The sequence below is a fragment of the Bacillus sp. FJAT-29814 genome, from assembly GCF_001510715.1.
Lineage (GTDB): Bacteria > Bacillota > Bacilli > Bacillales > Cytobacillaceae > Neobacillus.
Genome location: NZ_LMTJ01000008.1, coordinates 370012 through 385358, shown reverse-complemented (window position 1 = coordinate 385358; position 15347 = coordinate 370012). Strand labels below are relative to the sequence as shown.

At 41.0% G+C, this 15347-nt stretch carries 20 protein-coding genes; 7 read left to right on the top strand and 13 right to left on the bottom strand.

The features are described 5' to 3' along the window. Positions 1-41: 41 nt before the first annotated feature. Positions 42-1247: an FtsW/RodA/SpoVE family cell cycle protein gene (locus AR334_RS22130; protein ID WP_066317998.1), complete on the bottom strand. Its 1206-nt coding sequence runs from the start codon at positions 1245-1247 to the stop codon at positions 42-44. Positions 1248-1445: 198 nt separating this feature from the next. Then, positions 1446-1727, bottom strand: coding sequence for a YlaN family protein (locus tag AR334_RS22125; protein WP_066318621.1), 282 nt, complete (start codon positions 1725-1727; stop codon positions 1446-1448). A 167-nt stretch (positions 1728-1894) separates the two neighbouring features. Between AR334_RS22125 and AR334_RS22120 the strand changes: the two genes are divergently transcribed. Beyond that, a complete protein-coding gene (locus AR334_RS22120) occupies positions 1895-2392 on the top strand; it encodes a hypothetical protein (protein WP_066317992.1) in 498 nt (165 codons plus the stop codon). A gap of 51 nt (positions 2393-2443) precedes the next feature. On the opposite strand, the gene AR334_RS22115 is transcribed toward AR334_RS22120, so the two are convergent. Further along, positions 2444-3772, bottom strand: a complete 1329-nt coding sequence (locus tag AR334_RS22115) for a PhoH family protein (RefSeq protein ID WP_066317984.1) — start codon at positions 3770-3772, stop codon at positions 2444-2446. 197 nt (positions 3773-3969) lie between these two features. Between AR334_RS22115 and AR334_RS22110 the strand changes: the two genes are divergently transcribed. Beyond that, positions 3970-4557 (top strand): YhcN/YlaJ family sporulation lipoprotein, encoded by a 588-nt coding sequence (locus AR334_RS22110; protein WP_066317982.1) that lies wholly within the window; start codon positions 3970-3972, stop codon positions 4555-4557. A gap of 40 nt (positions 4558-4597) precedes the next feature. Here AR334_RS22110 and AR334_RS22105 read toward each other — a convergent pair whose 3' ends face one another. Continuing rightward, positions 4598-5053, bottom strand: coding sequence for a pyridoxamine 5'-phosphate oxidase family protein (locus tag AR334_RS22105; RefSeq protein WP_066317980.1), 456 nt, complete (start codon positions 5051-5053; stop codon positions 4598-4600). A 167-nt stretch (positions 5054-5220) separates the two neighbouring features. Here AR334_RS22105 and AR334_RS22100 point away from each other — a divergent pair, with 167 nt between their 5' ends. After that, positions 5221-5421 carry a YlaI family protein gene (locus tag AR334_RS22100; protein WP_066317965.1) on the top strand — a complete coding sequence of 67 codons (201 nt, stop codon included), beginning with the start codon at positions 5221-5223 and terminating at the stop codon, positions 5419-5421. Between the two features lie 59 nt (positions 5422-5480). Here AR334_RS22100 and AR334_RS22095 read toward each other — a convergent pair whose 3' ends face one another. The 3 genes from AR334_RS22095 to typA are packed head-to-tail and all read right to left on the bottom strand — an operon-like array spanning position 5481 to position 7967. After that, the gene (locus AR334_RS22095) at positions 5481-5774 is read right to left on the bottom strand and encodes a hypothetical protein (RefSeq protein WP_066317959.1); all 294 of its coding nucleotides are present in this window, start codon (positions 5772-5774) and stop codon (positions 5481-5483) included. Between the two features lie 14 nt (positions 5775-5788). Beyond that, the gene (locus tag AR334_RS22090) at positions 5789-6106 is read right to left on the bottom strand and encodes a YlaH-like family protein (RefSeq protein ID WP_066317958.1); all 318 of its coding nucleotides are present in this window, start codon (positions 6104-6106) and stop codon (positions 5789-5791) included. 22 nt (positions 6107-6128) lie between these two features. After that, positions 6129-7967, bottom strand: a complete 1839-nt coding sequence (gene typA / locus AR334_RS22085; RefSeq protein ID WP_066317956.1) for a translational GTPase TypA — start codon at positions 7965-7967, stop codon at positions 6129-6131. A gap of 139 nt (positions 7968-8106) precedes the next feature. On the opposite strand from typA, the gene AR334_RS22080 reads away from it, so the two are divergent. Further along, the gene (locus AR334_RS22080; RefSeq protein WP_066317954.1) at positions 8107-8292 is read left to right on the top strand and encodes a YlaF family protein; all 186 of its coding nucleotides are present in this window, start codon (positions 8107-8109) and stop codon (positions 8290-8292) included. Positions 8293-8340: 48 nt separating this feature from the next. On the opposite strand, the gene AR334_RS22075 is transcribed toward AR334_RS22080, so the two are convergent. Both AR334_RS22075 and AR334_RS22070 read right to left on the bottom strand, forming a co-directional pair. Continuing rightward, on the bottom strand, positions 8341-9138 hold the full coding sequence (locus AR334_RS22075) for an inositol monophosphatase family protein (protein ID WP_066317945.1): 798 nt from the start codon (positions 9136-9138) through the stop codon (positions 8341-8343). Between the two features lie 262 nt (positions 9139-9400). Next, positions 9401-9595: a hypothetical protein gene (locus AR334_RS22070; RefSeq protein WP_066317942.1), complete on the bottom strand. Its 195-nt coding sequence runs from the start codon at positions 9593-9595 to the stop codon at positions 9401-9403. A 169-nt stretch (positions 9596-9764) separates the two neighbouring features. Between AR334_RS22070 and AR334_RS22065 the strand changes: the two genes are divergently transcribed. Next, positions 9765-10397, top strand: a complete 633-nt coding sequence (locus AR334_RS22065) for a YktB family protein (protein WP_066317939.1) — start codon at positions 9765-9767, stop codon at positions 10395-10397. A 43-nt stretch (positions 10398-10440) separates the two neighbouring features. On the opposite strand, the gene AR334_RS22060 is transcribed toward AR334_RS22065, so the two are convergent. Then, complete coding sequence (locus tag AR334_RS22060) at positions 10441-10716, bottom strand: UPF0223 family protein (protein WP_066317936.1); 276 nt, start codon at positions 10714-10716, stop codon at positions 10441-10443. 167 nt (positions 10717-10883) lie between these two features. Beyond that, positions 10884-11843 (bottom strand): nitronate monooxygenase family protein, encoded by a 960-nt coding sequence (locus tag AR334_RS22055; protein ID WP_066317933.1) that lies wholly within the window; start codon positions 11841-11843, stop codon positions 10884-10886. 199 nt (positions 11844-12042) lie between these two features. On the opposite strand from AR334_RS22055, the gene AR334_RS22050 reads away from it, so the two are divergent. Next, a complete protein-coding gene (locus AR334_RS22050; protein WP_066317927.1) occupies positions 12043-13515 on the top strand; it encodes an aminotransferase class I/II-fold pyridoxal phosphate-dependent enzyme in 1473 nt (490 codons plus the stop codon). Between the two features lie 662 nt (positions 13516-14177). Here AR334_RS22050 and AR334_RS29110 read toward each other — a convergent pair. Further along, positions 14178-14300 carry a GapA-binding peptide SR1P gene (locus AR334_RS29110; RefSeq protein WP_082693067.1) on the bottom strand — a complete coding sequence of 41 codons (123 nt, stop codon included), beginning with the start codon at positions 14298-14300 and terminating at the stop codon, positions 14178-14180. 319 nt (positions 14301-14619) lie between these two features. Here AR334_RS29110 and AR334_RS22045 point away from each other — a divergent pair, with 319 nt between their 5' ends. Beyond that, positions 14620-15054, top strand: a complete 435-nt coding sequence (locus AR334_RS22045) for a DUF1885 family protein (protein ID WP_172799275.1) — start codon at positions 14620-14622, stop codon at positions 15052-15054. A gap of 21 nt (positions 15055-15075) precedes the next feature. Here the strand turns inward: AR334_RS22045 and AR334_RS22040 are convergent, their stop codons facing one another. Further along, the gene (locus tag AR334_RS22040; protein ID WP_066317912.1) at positions 15076-15318 is read right to left on the bottom strand and encodes a hypothetical protein; all 243 of its coding nucleotides are present in this window, start codon (positions 15316-15318) and stop codon (positions 15076-15078) included. Positions 15319-15347: the final 29 nt, after the last annotated feature.

Below are 15347 nucleotides of genomic sequence, written 5' to 3'. Positions count from 1 at the left end.
ATTTTTAAAAACGCGGGAGGCGCAAAAGCCCCCGCGTTTGATTAAATATAAAATACCTTTCCATCTTTTGTTACAGGCTTTTTGTCAGTTACGGCTTGTTCGGGTTTATATTTTTTTTCATATTTCACAAACATCGATACATTGACGAGAATCCCCGAAGCGGCAGCGAGCATTAATAGAGATGAACCGCCATAGCTGATAAAAGGGAGCGGCACTCCGGTAAGAGGAATCACTCCGGATACACCAGCGAGATTAATAAAAGATTGAATTCCTATCATGCTTGATATACCAATAGCCAGCAGGCTGCCGAAGGGGTCCTTGCATTGTAGGCCAATGTAAATTCCTCGCAAAACAATATAGGCAAGCAATAGAATAACAAACCCCACTCCCCAGATTCCTAGCTCCTCGGCGATCACAGCCATAATAAAGTCAGTATGGGCTTCAGGCAGGTACCCAAGCTTTTGAATGCTTTTTCCCAATCCTAATCCATTTACCCCACCTGAACCAATGGCTATATAGGAATTTGCCAAATGATAGCCAGCTTTCTGCACATATTCCTCGGCAAACGGATTTTCCAACACTTGGAATCGCGCAAGCCGTTTTTCAGAAAATATATAGCCCTTTGCGGCAAAAACCAGGGGCACCAAAACAATAAGAGCAATAAGCAAAAGCTTCCCGATTGTCTTAAAACTCATCCCCGAACAGAAAATGACCATACATGCAATAAAACCAATAATACTAGCGGTTCCATAGTCCGGCTGCAGGATGATTAAAAAGCAAATAATAAACAGAAATATAATAGGCGGCATTACGCCTTTATTAAAATGATTAATATAAGACTGCTTTTTGGCATAAACTGCAGCTAAATAGATAATAACAGCTAGTTTAACAAATTCGGAAGGCTGAAATTTAAACGAACCAATTAAATACCAGCTGCGGGCACCGTTAGTGACATCACCAAACCAGAATAACCCCAAAAGCAGGAGCAGGGACGTCAAAACAATTACTACCATAACCTGTGTAAATTTCATGATTTTATAGGGAACAATTGCTGCAACAACAAAAACCACAGTAAATAATAACAGCCAAGTTTTCTGTTTTTGGTAAAAGTAATCACTTGGATAATGATACTTTTGTACAGTCCAAGCGATGCTCGAACTGTAGATCATTACCAAACCAAAAATACATAATAGGATTATGGCTATAATCAGTGAATAATCATACGATTTTAATATTTTTTTACCCATGTAAGACGTCCTCATTTTTAATAATTGATTTTATACCATTCTATTATAATAGAAAAAATAGACTGTGACTTGAGGAAATGTTATTTTGTTTCAAGACTTCTGTGAAGAATATTCTGAAAAGATCAGCAAAAAAATATTGGGTTTATTCTATAATAAAAAACTCAAACAATCAATAGCCATTGTTTGAGTTTTAGCCGTTTATTTTCTTAATGATGCGTCATGCAGTGCCGATAATTCTCTTTCCAATTTATCTAAAATCGATTTTCCATCCTTACTATCAATTAAGCCTAAACGAACAGCAAAGTCTATCTCTCTGGATAAGCCAAACATTTGTGTATCCAACACCTCTTCATAAAGAGGACATTGAGGCATCGTGAGATTGTCCATTTGCACTTTAATAAGCTTTAAGATTTTTTCAGCGTCAGCCTGCAATAAGGCAAAGGCTTTTTCCTGGTGATTCACTATCATTTCAGACGCCAACATTGATCCCCCCAGTTCAGAGCGATTATACAACTTATCTATAAATTTTACCGCCAAAACAGGAAAATTGCAAGAACTATGAGGTTTATTACAGACAGCGGCCAAGTTTATGACATTTTCGCCAAAAAAAGCTATACTAAATGGTGTGCAGATTAGGAGGAATAGACATGGAAAATATCATGAAACTTTCAGGTAAAGTAAAATACCCATTGACACTCGACCCAAGCGTTTGGATATTCGATGACCGCAGAATTGATTTGACAACCTACTTTTCAACAAATAAGCAGGCCACAAATGCCGATGAGGAGTATACAAAAGCCGTTTCGAAGCATTGGGACCGAGAAATAATGGAGGGCGCCGTGTTCCCGCCAACATTAAAAACAGAGCGGATTTATGAAAAACAAAAAATGATGACCGGTACCTTCGGCATTCCTTTTAAGCCCTTTTTGAATAATTCTGAGCCTGAAAGTGATGCCTCAATCCTCATAATTCATACAAACGACAATGATTATGAGGTTTCGCTCAGCGAAGCATCAGAGCTAATTCTGGCATTTTCCGATCAAGGTAAACAGCTCAAAGCTGATGGCCCTGTTCACGTTTATTTTGGAGACGGTTCCAACCGTGAAAACCCAATTAAAAATGTTAAAGGATTTACTGTCAAATAAAAACTATGCAAGCAAAAACGGGCTGGAAGCCCGTTTTTTTATGTTACCCAGCTAAAGTAAATCGGCAGCAAGTCTTGCCAAGCCGGATCTTTCACCCTTCAACAGTTTGACATGTCCTGAGATAACTTGATTTTTAAATTTTTCCACCACATAAGTCAAGCCGTTATTGTATGCGTCGAGATAGGGGTGATCAATTTGCTCCGGGTCGCCCATCAAAACAATCTTGCTATCCTCACCTACCCTGGTTATAATCGTTTTCACCTCATGCTTTGTCAGATTCTGGGCCTCGTCTATAATAATAAATTGCTTTGGCAGACTTCTGCCGCGAATGTAGGTCAATGCCTCAACCTCAATCGATCCCATACCTGCTAAAATGGCATCAAGTTCTCCAGGCTTTTTTGTATTAAACAAATATTCCAGATTATCATAAATGGGCTGCATCCATGGCCTTAGCTTCTCTTGCTTTTCCCCCGGCAAAAATCCTAAATCTTTTCCCACCGGAACAATAGGCCTCGCCACCAATAGCTTTTTATATTCATGGAAATCTTCTGTCTGCAGCAAACCCGCTGCAAGTGCCAGTAATGTCTTTCCTGTTCCTGCTTTGCCGATTAAGGTGACAAGCGGAATATCCTTTCGCAGCAACAATTCAATCGCCATCGTCTGCTGGACATTACGCGGATGAATTCCCCATACGTGCTCTTGATTTATTGCCAGTTTTGTCACTTTAGTGCCTGTTTTATTAACAATGCCAACTGCCGATGCCGAGCTGCCAAGCACATCCTTTATAATCAGAAATTGATTAGGAAAAAAGCGGTGATTAGGGATTTCTGTAAGAAAAAGCTCTCCTTTTTCATAAAAGCGGCTTACTAGGTCAATTGGCACAAACACCTCTTGAAACCCGGTATAAATTGAATCTATTTCTACCACACGATCATTTAGAAAATCTTCTGCATCCAGGCCGATCGCATCAGCTTTGACTCTGACCAGGGCATCCTTGCTTACGAGAATGACGGGTTTCCCGTTTTCTTTTGTCTGTTCTTCTAAAAAAAGATTTTTAGCTACCGCCAAAATGCGGTTATCATTTGTTTTTTCAACAAAAATATCCTGTAGTTCATGAAACGACCGGTGATTTAATTCAATTCTGATTGTCCCTCCGTTTTCGAGTGGTATTCTCTCATGAAGCTTCCCTGAAGCTCTCAGACCATCAATTAATCTAGATACATGCCTGGCGTTCCGGCCAATTTCATCCATGTATCGTTTCTTTGAGTCCACTTCTTCGAGTACTACAGCAGGAATTACTACTTCATTATCTTGAAAGGAGAAAATGGAATACGGGTCTTGTAATAAAACGTTTGTATCTAACACGTATATTTTACTCAAAGCGACGCCTCCTGCATTACTTGGTGTAGGGTTGTTTAAGGTTACTAAACAAGCCAATAGGCACTTTGGTAAAATATATGTTTACTGGAATAAAGATAGAAGGTATTCCACACAATAAATGTTAACACGGAAACTCATTATCATAACAAATTGCTCCTTTATTTCGGCAATTGATTATGCTTTTATGGAGGGTTTTTATGAAAAGGATTTTCATGATTGCAGGAATTTGCCTGGCACTCACAGGATGCAATACCGATAAAAATAATAGTGCCGATCAGGCTAATCAATCGTTAGTAAAAGTAAAAAACAGCTATATTGACAATGTTGACCGCAAATCCGGCCAGGAAATCTCCAAGCATCTCGTTGACCTTGCCACAAGTGTCCCGAACGTCAATGACGCAACAGCTGTCGTCCTAGGGAAATATGCAATTGTAGGCATTGATGTTAATGCCAAGATTGACCGGTCCCAAGTGGGGACAATAAAATATACTGTTGCCGAAAGCTTAAAAAAGGATCCCCACGGAGCCAGTGCGGTAGTTGTAGCCGACGCGGATATAAACCAGCGCCTAAAGGACATTAATGCAAATATTCAAAATGGAAGACCATTAAGCGGGATCATGGAGGAATTGGCGGAAATTTCAGGACGCTTAATGCCGCAAGTTCCTGGAGACATCATTACCCCTAATCCGAAAAATGCTACAGAAAAACCGGATAAAAAATTGCCGGCACATGAAGAAAAGGAATTAAAAAAGGAACAGGAAGACCAATCCAATCACCATAAGTAATCCAATAGCAATGGCTAGAAAAAAGCTTAGTGTCAATACACTAAGCTTTTCTCATAGCATCCATAACCTGCCTGTCCAATTTTTCGGCAGCATTTTTATCGTAGGTTTTGTCATATTCCACTTCAGTAACAATTTTGGAGCCATAAAACATGACATCCCTTACCTCTTTAATATTAACCTCCACTAACCCAAGCTTTAATGGTACATCCTGCAGTCTTTCCAGTTTTAGCCAGGCGGTTCCTGAAATTGAATATGTTGATTCATTGGCGATGATATTAATAACAACCTGATTGTTATTTTTGATATTTTCAAGGATCCTTGACCTGTTATCAACAGCTATATATATTGTTTCCTCATCCTTGGCTAACACCCAGGAAATCGCGCTGACATTCGGACCTCCTGTTTCAAAATCAATCGTCGCCAAAGTTACAAACCGTTCCTTTTGCAGTTCATCGTATAATGGCTTTAACAACCTTGGTTCCACTTGATTAGCCATATTTACAACCCCTTTGCTTTCCTATGTACTTCTGTAAAACAGATATTCTCATATTACTACTATCCCATTTATTCATCAACTTAAACAACCCGTTATATTCTTCAACCCGGCTGCGTGGTATAGTATAATAACAAATATAGTAACAGACAATTTAAAGAGGTGCCCAAATGAGAGTAAAATGCGTATTATGCGATAAAATAGAAACAATAGAGGATGAGTCTCCGGTTGCAAAGCGCCTTCGCAACCGCCCGATTCATACATATATGTGCCAACACTGCGACGATCGGATCAAGGAAAAAACGAATCTCCGCTTGGAATCCGGCAATTTCCGCCTCTATCGCCCGAAAACGAATGGCGACGATTGGTGAAACCCCTGGACTTTATAGCATAAAAAAGAAAGAGGCTGTTTAAAAAACAGCCTCTTTCTTTATTCCTCAGTTGGATAGTTCTCGTATTTCTCCGGCTCAAGATTAATTTGGTTTAACATGACCTCAATTAATTCCCGCGGGAACTTCATTTTTTTCTCTTCTTCTCCCTTTTGGCAAGACACATAATACATGACATCGTCGGTGGTGATGTCAATATTTGATACATGATATTCATCCGCCAATACTTCCTCAAAATGAGCTCGTGTTTCCTGGGCCGCGGTATCATTGGGACGGGCATCACAAACCACCTTAATCGTCAGCCAATTATACAGGACATCCTGGAAGGACCGCATGATAAAACCCCCAATTATTTAGCCTCTGTCTCCACCTTTTTTGAATTATGAAGACGGATTTTATATATTATTAAAATTAGCGCAGCAACTGAAAGACTTTCAGCAACTGGTAAACTAAATGAAAAGAATAACAAAATAAAACAGCCTATCGATAAACTAACATAAATCACAATATTTTTTAGAAGTGGCAATTTTTTTGCGAAACCAAGTCTAAAAACAATAACAGTTAAAATAATGATGAAAAGGTATTGTAACCATCCTGCCGTTGTTAAATCGTTAGTTAACTGAACAAAAAATCTAAAACTGGGGGAATAAGCATTTAATCCTTCCATAGTATACATGCACTCCTTGACATTAACTCATTTCGGCATATTTTTTCTTTTTCGCCAGCCGTTCACGCTCGTTTTTGTCCAATATCTTCTTGCGAAGACGGATTGATTGCGGTGTGACCTCACAATACTCATCTTCGTTTAGGTACTCTAATGATTCTTCCAGTGTCATGATTCTCGGCTTTTTAATCACAGATGTTTGGTCTTTGTTGGCTGAACGGACGTTTGTTGCCTGCTTTACCTTTGTGATGTTGACAGTTAAGTCATTTTCACGGGTGTGCTCGCCGACAATCATCCCCTCATAAATTTCCGTTCCCGGTTCAACGAATATTGTACCACGGTCTTCTACCTGCATTATACCATATGTCGAAGCTTTTCCTGATTCCATTGAAACAAGTACGCCCTGGCGTCTGCCGCCAACCTGTCCTTGCGCCATAGGCTGATAGCTGTCAAACGTATGATTGATGATTCCATATCCGCGTGTCAATGTTAAAAATTCTGTTGTATAGCCAATTAAACCGCGGGCCGGAACATGAAAGATCAACCGTACTTGACCGCTGCCATTATTAATCATATCAAGAAGCTCACCTTTGCGCATTCCCAATGATTCCATAACAGAACCGGTATGCTCTTCGGGGACATCAATTTGCACCCGCTCAATCGGCTCGCATCGTACCCCGTCAATTTCCTTGACGATTACTTCAGGTTTTGAAACTTGCAGTTCATATCCCTCACGGCGCATATTTTCAATTAAAATCGAAAGATGCAGTTCACCGCGGCCGGATACAATCCAAGCATCGGGTGAGTCAGTATTATCAACACGCAAGCTGACATCCGTATGCAATTGTGCCTGAAGTCTCTCTTCAATCTTTCTCGATGTTAAGTATTTCCCCTCACGGCCGGCAAACGGGCTGTTATTAACAGCAAAGGTCATTTGCAAGGTCGGCTCATCGATTCGGAGTACCGGCAGTGCCTCCTGATGTTCAACAGGACAAACAGTTTCACCGACGTTAATATCTTCCATCCCGGAAACAGCCACTAGATCTCCAGCAACCGCTTCTTGAATTTCCTCACGCTTTAAGCCAAAGAAACCAAAAATTTTCGTAACACGGAATTGTTTAATAGAGCCATCAAGCTTCATAAGAGCGACCTGCTGCCCTACCTTCATCGTTCCGCGGAACACTCTGCCAATTCCGATTCTGCCTACATAATCATTATAATCCAACAATGCAACCTGGAATTGAAGCGGCTCCTCGCGGTTATCCACCGGGGCCGGAATGTTTTCAATAATCGATTCATAAAGAGACTGCATGTTTTCATCCTGTTTGTCCGGGGTTAAACTTGCAGTACCGTTGATTCCCGATGCGTAAATCACAGGGAACTCCAGTTGATCCTCTGATGCATCGAGTTCAATGAATAAGTCAATCACTTCATCGACCACTTCTTCCGGACGTGCGAAGTCTCGGTCAATTTTATTCACCACAACAATCGGGGTTAAATTTTGTTCCAACGCCTTTTTCAAGACAAACCGAGTTTGCGGCATACAGCCTTCATAGGCATCAACCACAAGAAGGACCCCATCGACCATTTTCATGATTCGTTCAACTTCGCCGCCGAAGTCAGCATGTCCTGGAGTATCCAAAATGTTAATTCTTGTATCCTTATATTGGATGGCCGTATTCTTGGCAAGAATCGTGATGCCGCGTTCCCGTTCTATATCATTGGAATCCATTGCCCGTTCTTCGACATGCTCATTCGAACGGAAGGTTCCTGCCTGCCTTAACAACTGGTCAACCAAGGTTGTTTTTCCGTGGTCAACGTGCGCAATAATTGCTATATTTCGAATATCGTTTCTAATTTTCAAAAATTCCACTCCTGCCTTTATTCAATTAAAAGCTACTTATAGTTTTTGATACACAACTAAAACATTATACCAGATAGATGTGGAAACCTGAAAGTATTTTATGTAGAATGAAAATATAATCTTCAAAAGGGGTAATAAAATGAACCAAGTAAAATGGAATTTACTCATATATGCCATATTGACAGCTGCGTTAATCATGGGAATCGGCATCGCCATTGCGGAAAAGAGCATGGTTGGGGCAATTGGTTGTATTCTTGCCATCATAGTTGTAATGGGGCTTGGGTTTAAAACTAAAAAAAGAATGCGGGAAAATGGCGAACTGTAAATAAGAAGCGGAAATAAAAAAGAAGCCCGTTCGAATGAGCCGGCTTCTTTACCATTTTCCGTCCTTTAGATATTCCGTCAATATCGTTTGGTGGAGACCGGGTTTTGCCACAAACAATGAGTCTTTGGAAAGAAAGTCAAGCTTCTCTCCCCTTAAATTGGTGATAATGCCGCCCAGTTCCTCAACAATGACAGCACCGCCGGCATAATCCCATGGTGATAGGCGCATCGAGATATAGGCGTCTACTCTGCCCGTTGCGACAAATACAATTTCCAGTGCAGCCGTTCCGTATGACCTTGTCCCCCTTGCATCCCTGACGAGCGGAATCATCAGTTGATGGTCAATTCGGTAGTTAGGCATGACCCAGGTTGCGTTTAGGGCAATAATTGATTCGCTTACTGAGGCCCCCTTTAAAGGTGGGATCGATTTCTCGTTAAGAAAGGCCCCTTTTCCACGAAAGGCGTGGTATAACTCATCATGGACAACATCATACACGAGTCCAATTTTTCCTACTCCATTTTCATACACTCCCAGGGAAATAGCAAAATTTCGCTGCTGATGGATAAAATTCATCGTCCCATCAATCGGGTCAATAAGCCAGACCGTTCCCTCAAGGCTGTCAACTTGATCACCGAAGCCTTCTTCACCCAATATTTTGTGGCTTGGGTAGACCTCTTTTATTTTTTTTATAAAAAATTGTTCTGTTTCCTTATCAATATTGGTTACGAGGTCGTTCGGATTCGTTTTTGTTTCTATATTCAGGGTTTGATCGAAGGATTGTCTAATCCTTTCGCCTGCTTCCTTTACCCATTGCTTAGCATGGGAATAAACAATTTCCCAATTCATATGGCCCTCCAAATCACTTGGCTCACACAAGTTTTCAATGTACCTAGTATGAGGCAAGATAATGAAATTCATGTATCTTTAGCTTAATCAAATTGCTTCCGTACTTCAACTTTTTAACTCTTGAAACTTACTGTGAGAGCAGATATGTAGTCGCAATAATAAACGAACTCCCCTTGATTGTTTGGAGTTCGTTTTATAGCAATAAAATCAACAATACCTTCATTCTAGTTTGGATCCCCTTAGATAGTGATACTGAATTACTTTAAAATGCTTTCAGGCGCAGAAGTTCTTGACGGATTTTTTCCAATTTTTGTTTACAATCTTTTATTTTCTTGTCGTCTTTTTCCTCTATTGCTTCGAATAACACTGCCAATTCATAATCCATTTCCAATCTTAGTACAGCTGTTTTTTGCCTGTCACCGAATTTTTTTAATGAAGTGTTCATCAGTTGTTTCACGTTTTCTCCTCCCCTTGGGTAAATTTCGGTTAATGTTTTACTGTATAATATGAGGAATTTTATTATCTTGGAACAAATATGTGCTTTAACCCAGAGAGGCATCAAATTTTTCAGGTCTTTCAACGGTATGCTACAATGTTGAGGAAACGGTTAGCTGGAGGGTATTGTCATGGATTTTCACGGATTTACTCAAGAGGATTTCGATGTCTTTTTAATTGAAGGCTTAGAGGAAAGAATGGATGCGCTTAAGTGTACGATACGGCCAAAATTGGAAAGCCTTGGAGAATATTATGCACCATTACTGGAGGCTGCCACAGGTGATGAAATGTTTGTCCACGTAGCCAAACATGCAAGACGGACAGTCAACCCGCCGAAGGATACGTGGGTGGCGTTTGCCAATAATCCAAGAGGGTACAAAATGCTGCCGCATTTTCAAATCGGCTTGTGGAACACCCATCTATTTATTTGGTTTGCGGTAATTTATGAAGCCCCGCAAAAACAGGAGATAGGCAAAAGATTGACTAAAAAGGCCGCCAGCATTTGCAAAGAGATACCAAAGGATTTCGTTTGGTCAGTTGACCATACGAAACCCGAAACCATCCCTCATGGACCATTGAAAAAGAATGAGTTATTAGCTTTAATCGACCGCTTGCAGACCATCAAAAAAGCGGAGCTGCTCTGCGGTTATACGATTGACCGTGAACAAGTGATCCAGATGGGCAGAGAAGGTCTATTACAGCAAATCAATGAGGTGTTTTCAAAGGTTGCGCCACTTTATAAAGTTGCTGCAAACATCAAATAAATAACAAAAAGCTCCCTTAACTAGTGTTGACGGGAGCTTTTTGTCATCTATTCATTTTTATTCTATCTCCGGAAGCTGCTTCTTTTGCCTTTTTGATTGTCCGGTACGATGAGTAACCGCTCATTTCCTCAAATTCGCCGCAAATAGTTTTTTCTTCGGCTTTACTCGGGACAATTTCCTTGAACCTTCGGTACGACTGCATGAGTTCGTCACGGCCGATTCCGTTTTCATAGGCTTTTTCAATAGTTTCAAAAAACTTGATTACATCAATGATCTCATCGGTTGACCAACTATAATCTATTGGATATTGGTATTCCATTCCTTCACCCTCTAACAGTAAGCTAAAGAATATAATACCACATGTCTAGCTCCAGCGCCTAGGGGCTCGGGGTCATAAGCCAATCCGTCATGAAGGCTAAAATGCAGCCTTCCCGCCGGCTCGTCTTATGCCTGTCGCCCCTGGTCAAGGCGCTTCCGCTTTTCTAGTTATTGTCCCCATTTTGCACGGATTTGTTCCGCTTCCTTAATCATCCTGTCAAATAATTCAGCAACGGTAGGGATATCTTTTATTAGCCCCATTACCTGCCCTGCCCAGGCAAAACCTTCATCAAAGGCGCCGTCGTATATGTAGCGTTTATTCGCTTCGCCGCTGATAAACTCTTTTAGTTGCTCGTAACCATTATTGTTTTTTTCCAACTCGAGAATTTTGTCTGTCCAGCGATTAGCAATGGCTCTCGCCGGTGCACCAAGGCTGCGTTTAATGACCGCAGTGTCTGACTCACTGCCTCCAACCAATGCCCACTTATATCCTTCGTGGGCATGGACACATTCTTTGGTGGCAATAAATCTTGTTCCCATTTCAATACCTTCCGCCCCCAAACTGAGCGCGGCCATGAGTCCCCGCCCATCTCCTATGCCTCCAGAAGCGATAACGGGGATTGAAACAGCATCAACCACCTGTGGGATTAACACCATGGTTCCAATATCATCGCGACCTAGGTGGCCTCCCCCTTCCTGCCCCACTACCATGACGGCATCAGCACCAAGCTCCTCTGCTTTGACTGCTTGCCTTCTCGCGGCAACAAGGACAAGCTTTTTAATCGAAGTTCCATCCAATTGTGCAAAAATAGGCGCAGGATTTCCCCCTGTCATAGACACTACCGGTACTTCCTCCTCGATCACAACCTGTAAAAAATCCGCAAACGGCCGGCCATGCTGCCCAATCGCAAAGTTTACGCCATATGGTTTGTTTGTCAATTTTTTAACCTTTTTGATTTCTTCTCTTAACAGCTCAGGGCTGCTTAGTGACATGGCAGTAATTTGCCCCAGACCTCCGGCATTGGAAACTGCGGCAGCAAGGTCGGAATAGGCTAAATAGGCCAAGCCGCCCTGAATGATCGGATATTTGATATTTAGGATTTCTGTTACTCTAGTGGACCAATTCATGAATATTCCTCCTCTATTTTCTAATTTGTTATTTCGCTTCAAAAGGGTAATTTTCCTGTATTTTTGGGAAACTAAATTAAGTTTAAAATGCAAGCTAATAATCCTATGCAATGACAGTGATTAGTGCTATAATTCACTTGTTTTATGATTTTTTCTATTTTTATCTGATAATTTGTGTATAAGAAGGTGTGGTTATAAATTGTCTCAACATCAAACTCCGCTGTTTAGCGGATTAACAGCCCATGCAAAAAAAAATCCGGTGCAATTCCATATTCCCGGACATAAAAAAGGGGCCGGCATGGACCCGGAGTTCCGTCAATTTGTAGGTGATAATGCCCTGTCGATAGATCTTATTAATATTGGTCCACTCGATGATCTTCATCATCCAAAGGGGATGATCAAACAAGCCCAGGATTTGGCCGCGGAAGCCTTTGGTGCCGACTATACCTTTTTCTCTGTCCAAGGGACGAGCGGCGCAATTATGACCATGGTAATGGCCGTTTGCGGACCTGGAGATAAAATCATTGTGCCGAGAAACGTTCATAAATCCGTCATGTCGGCCATTGTCTTTTCGGGTGCGATTCCGGTATTTATCCATCCGGAAATTGACATCAATCTGGGGATATCCCATGGCATTACACCTGATTCCGTGAAACGGGCACTAGAGCAGCATCCAGATGCAAAAGGGGTTTTGGTCATCAACCCAACATACTTTGGCATTTCTGCGGACTTGAAAAAAATTGTTGATATTGCCCATTCCTATCATGTACCTGTTCTTGTCGATGAGGCTCATGGAGTTCATATCCATTTCCACGATGACCTGCCGCTTTCTGCTATGCAGGCCGGTGCGGATATGGCCGCTACTAGCGTCCATAAGCTTGGAGGGTCTATGACACAAAGTTCGATTCTAAATGTCAAAGAAGGGCTGGTTCCTGTCAAACATGTTCAATCGATTCTTAGCATGCTGACAACTACTTCAACCTCCTATTTATTGCTGGCTTCCCTTGACGTAGCCCGGAAGCAACTAGCACTAAAGGGAAGGGAATTAATTGATAAAACGATCGACCTTGCACAATCGATGCGTAAACGCATTAATGAGATTGACCATCTCTATTGCGCCGGTTCGGAAATTTTGGATGCGAAAGCCATTTTTGATTATGACCCAACCAAATTAATCATTTCTGTAAAAGATTTGGGCCTAACGGGCTATGAAGTGGAAAAATGGCTACGTGAAAAATATAATATTGAAGTGGAGTTATCCGATTTATATAACATCCTTTGTATTGTCACGTTCGGGGATACAGATTATGAGGCAGATATATTGGTTAATGCACTAGCCGAACTCTCCCGTGAGTTTGAACATCGTGCTGAAAAAATCGAGCCAGTTGAAGTGCTGCTTCCCGAGATTCCGGTGCTTGCCCTGACACCAAGGGACGCTTTCTATGCGGAAACAGAAGTCATTCCGTTTGCGGAATCCGAGGGCAGAATCATTGCTGAATTTGTGATGGTATACCCTCCTGGGATCCCAATTATGATACCGGGGGAAATCATTACAAAAGAGAACCTCCATTATATTCAGAAGAATATTGATGCCGGCCTCCCTGTCCAAGGCCCTGAAGACGATGACCTAAAAACAATTCATGTCATTAAGGAATATAAAGCAATCCAATAAGCATCAGGCTGTCGAAGGAGCATCGACAGCCTTTATTTTTATTCGTTCTTTTTATATACAATGGTCTATGCAAATCGTCTGTTGAATGCGTTTCAGGCACTTCGCTTTCCGCGGGCGTGCCGGGGAGCCTCCTCGGCGCTGAAGCGCCTGCGGGGTCTCCCCTGCCCCGTACTCCCGCAGGAGTCTACGTGCCTTACACGCAATTCAACAGAGTTCTTAATCTGTAGGTACCCTCCACACAATACGGCCATTCTCTCCTACCCATTTGCTTTAAAGAATGAGTCAACGAGCCGTATACGAACTTTCTATGCTACCCATCGCTTGATAAATTCACTCGTCTGGTCGCACATAACCTTTCTATGCTACCCACCACTTGATAAATTCACTTGTTCGGTCGCATATAGCCTTCCTATGCTACCCACCGCTTGTAAAATTCACTTGTTCGGTCGCATATAGCCATCCTATGCTACCCATCGCTAGGCAATTCATTCGTTCGGTCGTATATAACCTTCCTATACTACCCACCACTAGAAATCAACAGGCCCATAAGCAGGGGAAAAATCTTTATTTAGATCAAAAAAAATTGCCGAGATAAATACCCTTCTCGACAATCTGAGGAATTCCAGATCAGGAATCCTGTTATTTTTTATAGGCGATTTTGTTTATAGCTCTTCATCATGTTGATGGTCACAGCAGCAATTGCATTTTGAATATAAAACGGTTACTTTTTCGTCTTCAAAATGGTCAATTGTTGAGTTACAGTTTTGGCATACAAGAGTACCCATCGGTTCAATCCCCTTTTCAATGGAATAAACACATTAATGAAACCGTTTTTAACATCCTTGAGACTATAATAATATAACACATTTAATTTTTCAAGCCCAAATTGTATGTCACATTAAATATTTTTAACCGTATAAAAAGGCCGTATAGGCCTTTTTGTTATACTTTAAAACTAATCACAGCGGAGAACAAACATCATGATAAAAATATATTTTTTCTAAAATAACAAGAAACGTCTAAAATAATTTATTATCATTGTCTTTAGTTTTCGTTCAATGCTAGAATAAAGAAGAACATTATGGATTAAAAGGGGGAATGATGATGGCTTCGAATGCATTTATTAAACTTGTGCCTTCATCTGCAAAGCAAACGATTACAGTTGATGAGGTAAAAGAATTATTTCATTATTATAAAGACATTACTAAAAAAGCCGGAAACCAAACAGGTTGGGAATATGAAGATGCAGCATTCCCTTATGAAATAAAAGAAACGGAAGAAGGAAAAGAAAAATGGTTTTATTTGCATTCCAATCATGACCGTTACTTTGCTATTTTGGTTGGTGTCGACTCTGAGACCATTCAGAATGAGGCCGGAGAAGAACGGGAACAAATTTATGTCCAAGTGACATTGCCTGAACAATCAACCTTCGGGGATAAAGGAAAAGCAAATGAATTCTGCAAATTTCTCGCCAAAAAACTTCAGGGAGAACTTCACCTGTTTAACGGAAGAGTGATGTACTTCTATCCAAGAAAATAAGAGCTCCTTATGGGGCTTTTTTTAATGAATAAATCTGGCCATCGTAAAGTGGATCGACGTGTAAATCACCAGGCTTAATGTTGTAATAAATAAAGATTTCGGGCCTGATTTTGTCAGTTTTGAGCCTATGACAAATGCCAAATAAAAGAAGACAAAAAACATCATGACTTTATAAATCATTTGGTCATGCTTTGATAACCATTCAATTAATGTGTAACCGCTCCAAATCATAAATTGCAGAAGTATGACGATATAGACCCTCATTCATATCACCACGCTAAAACATTATTTAA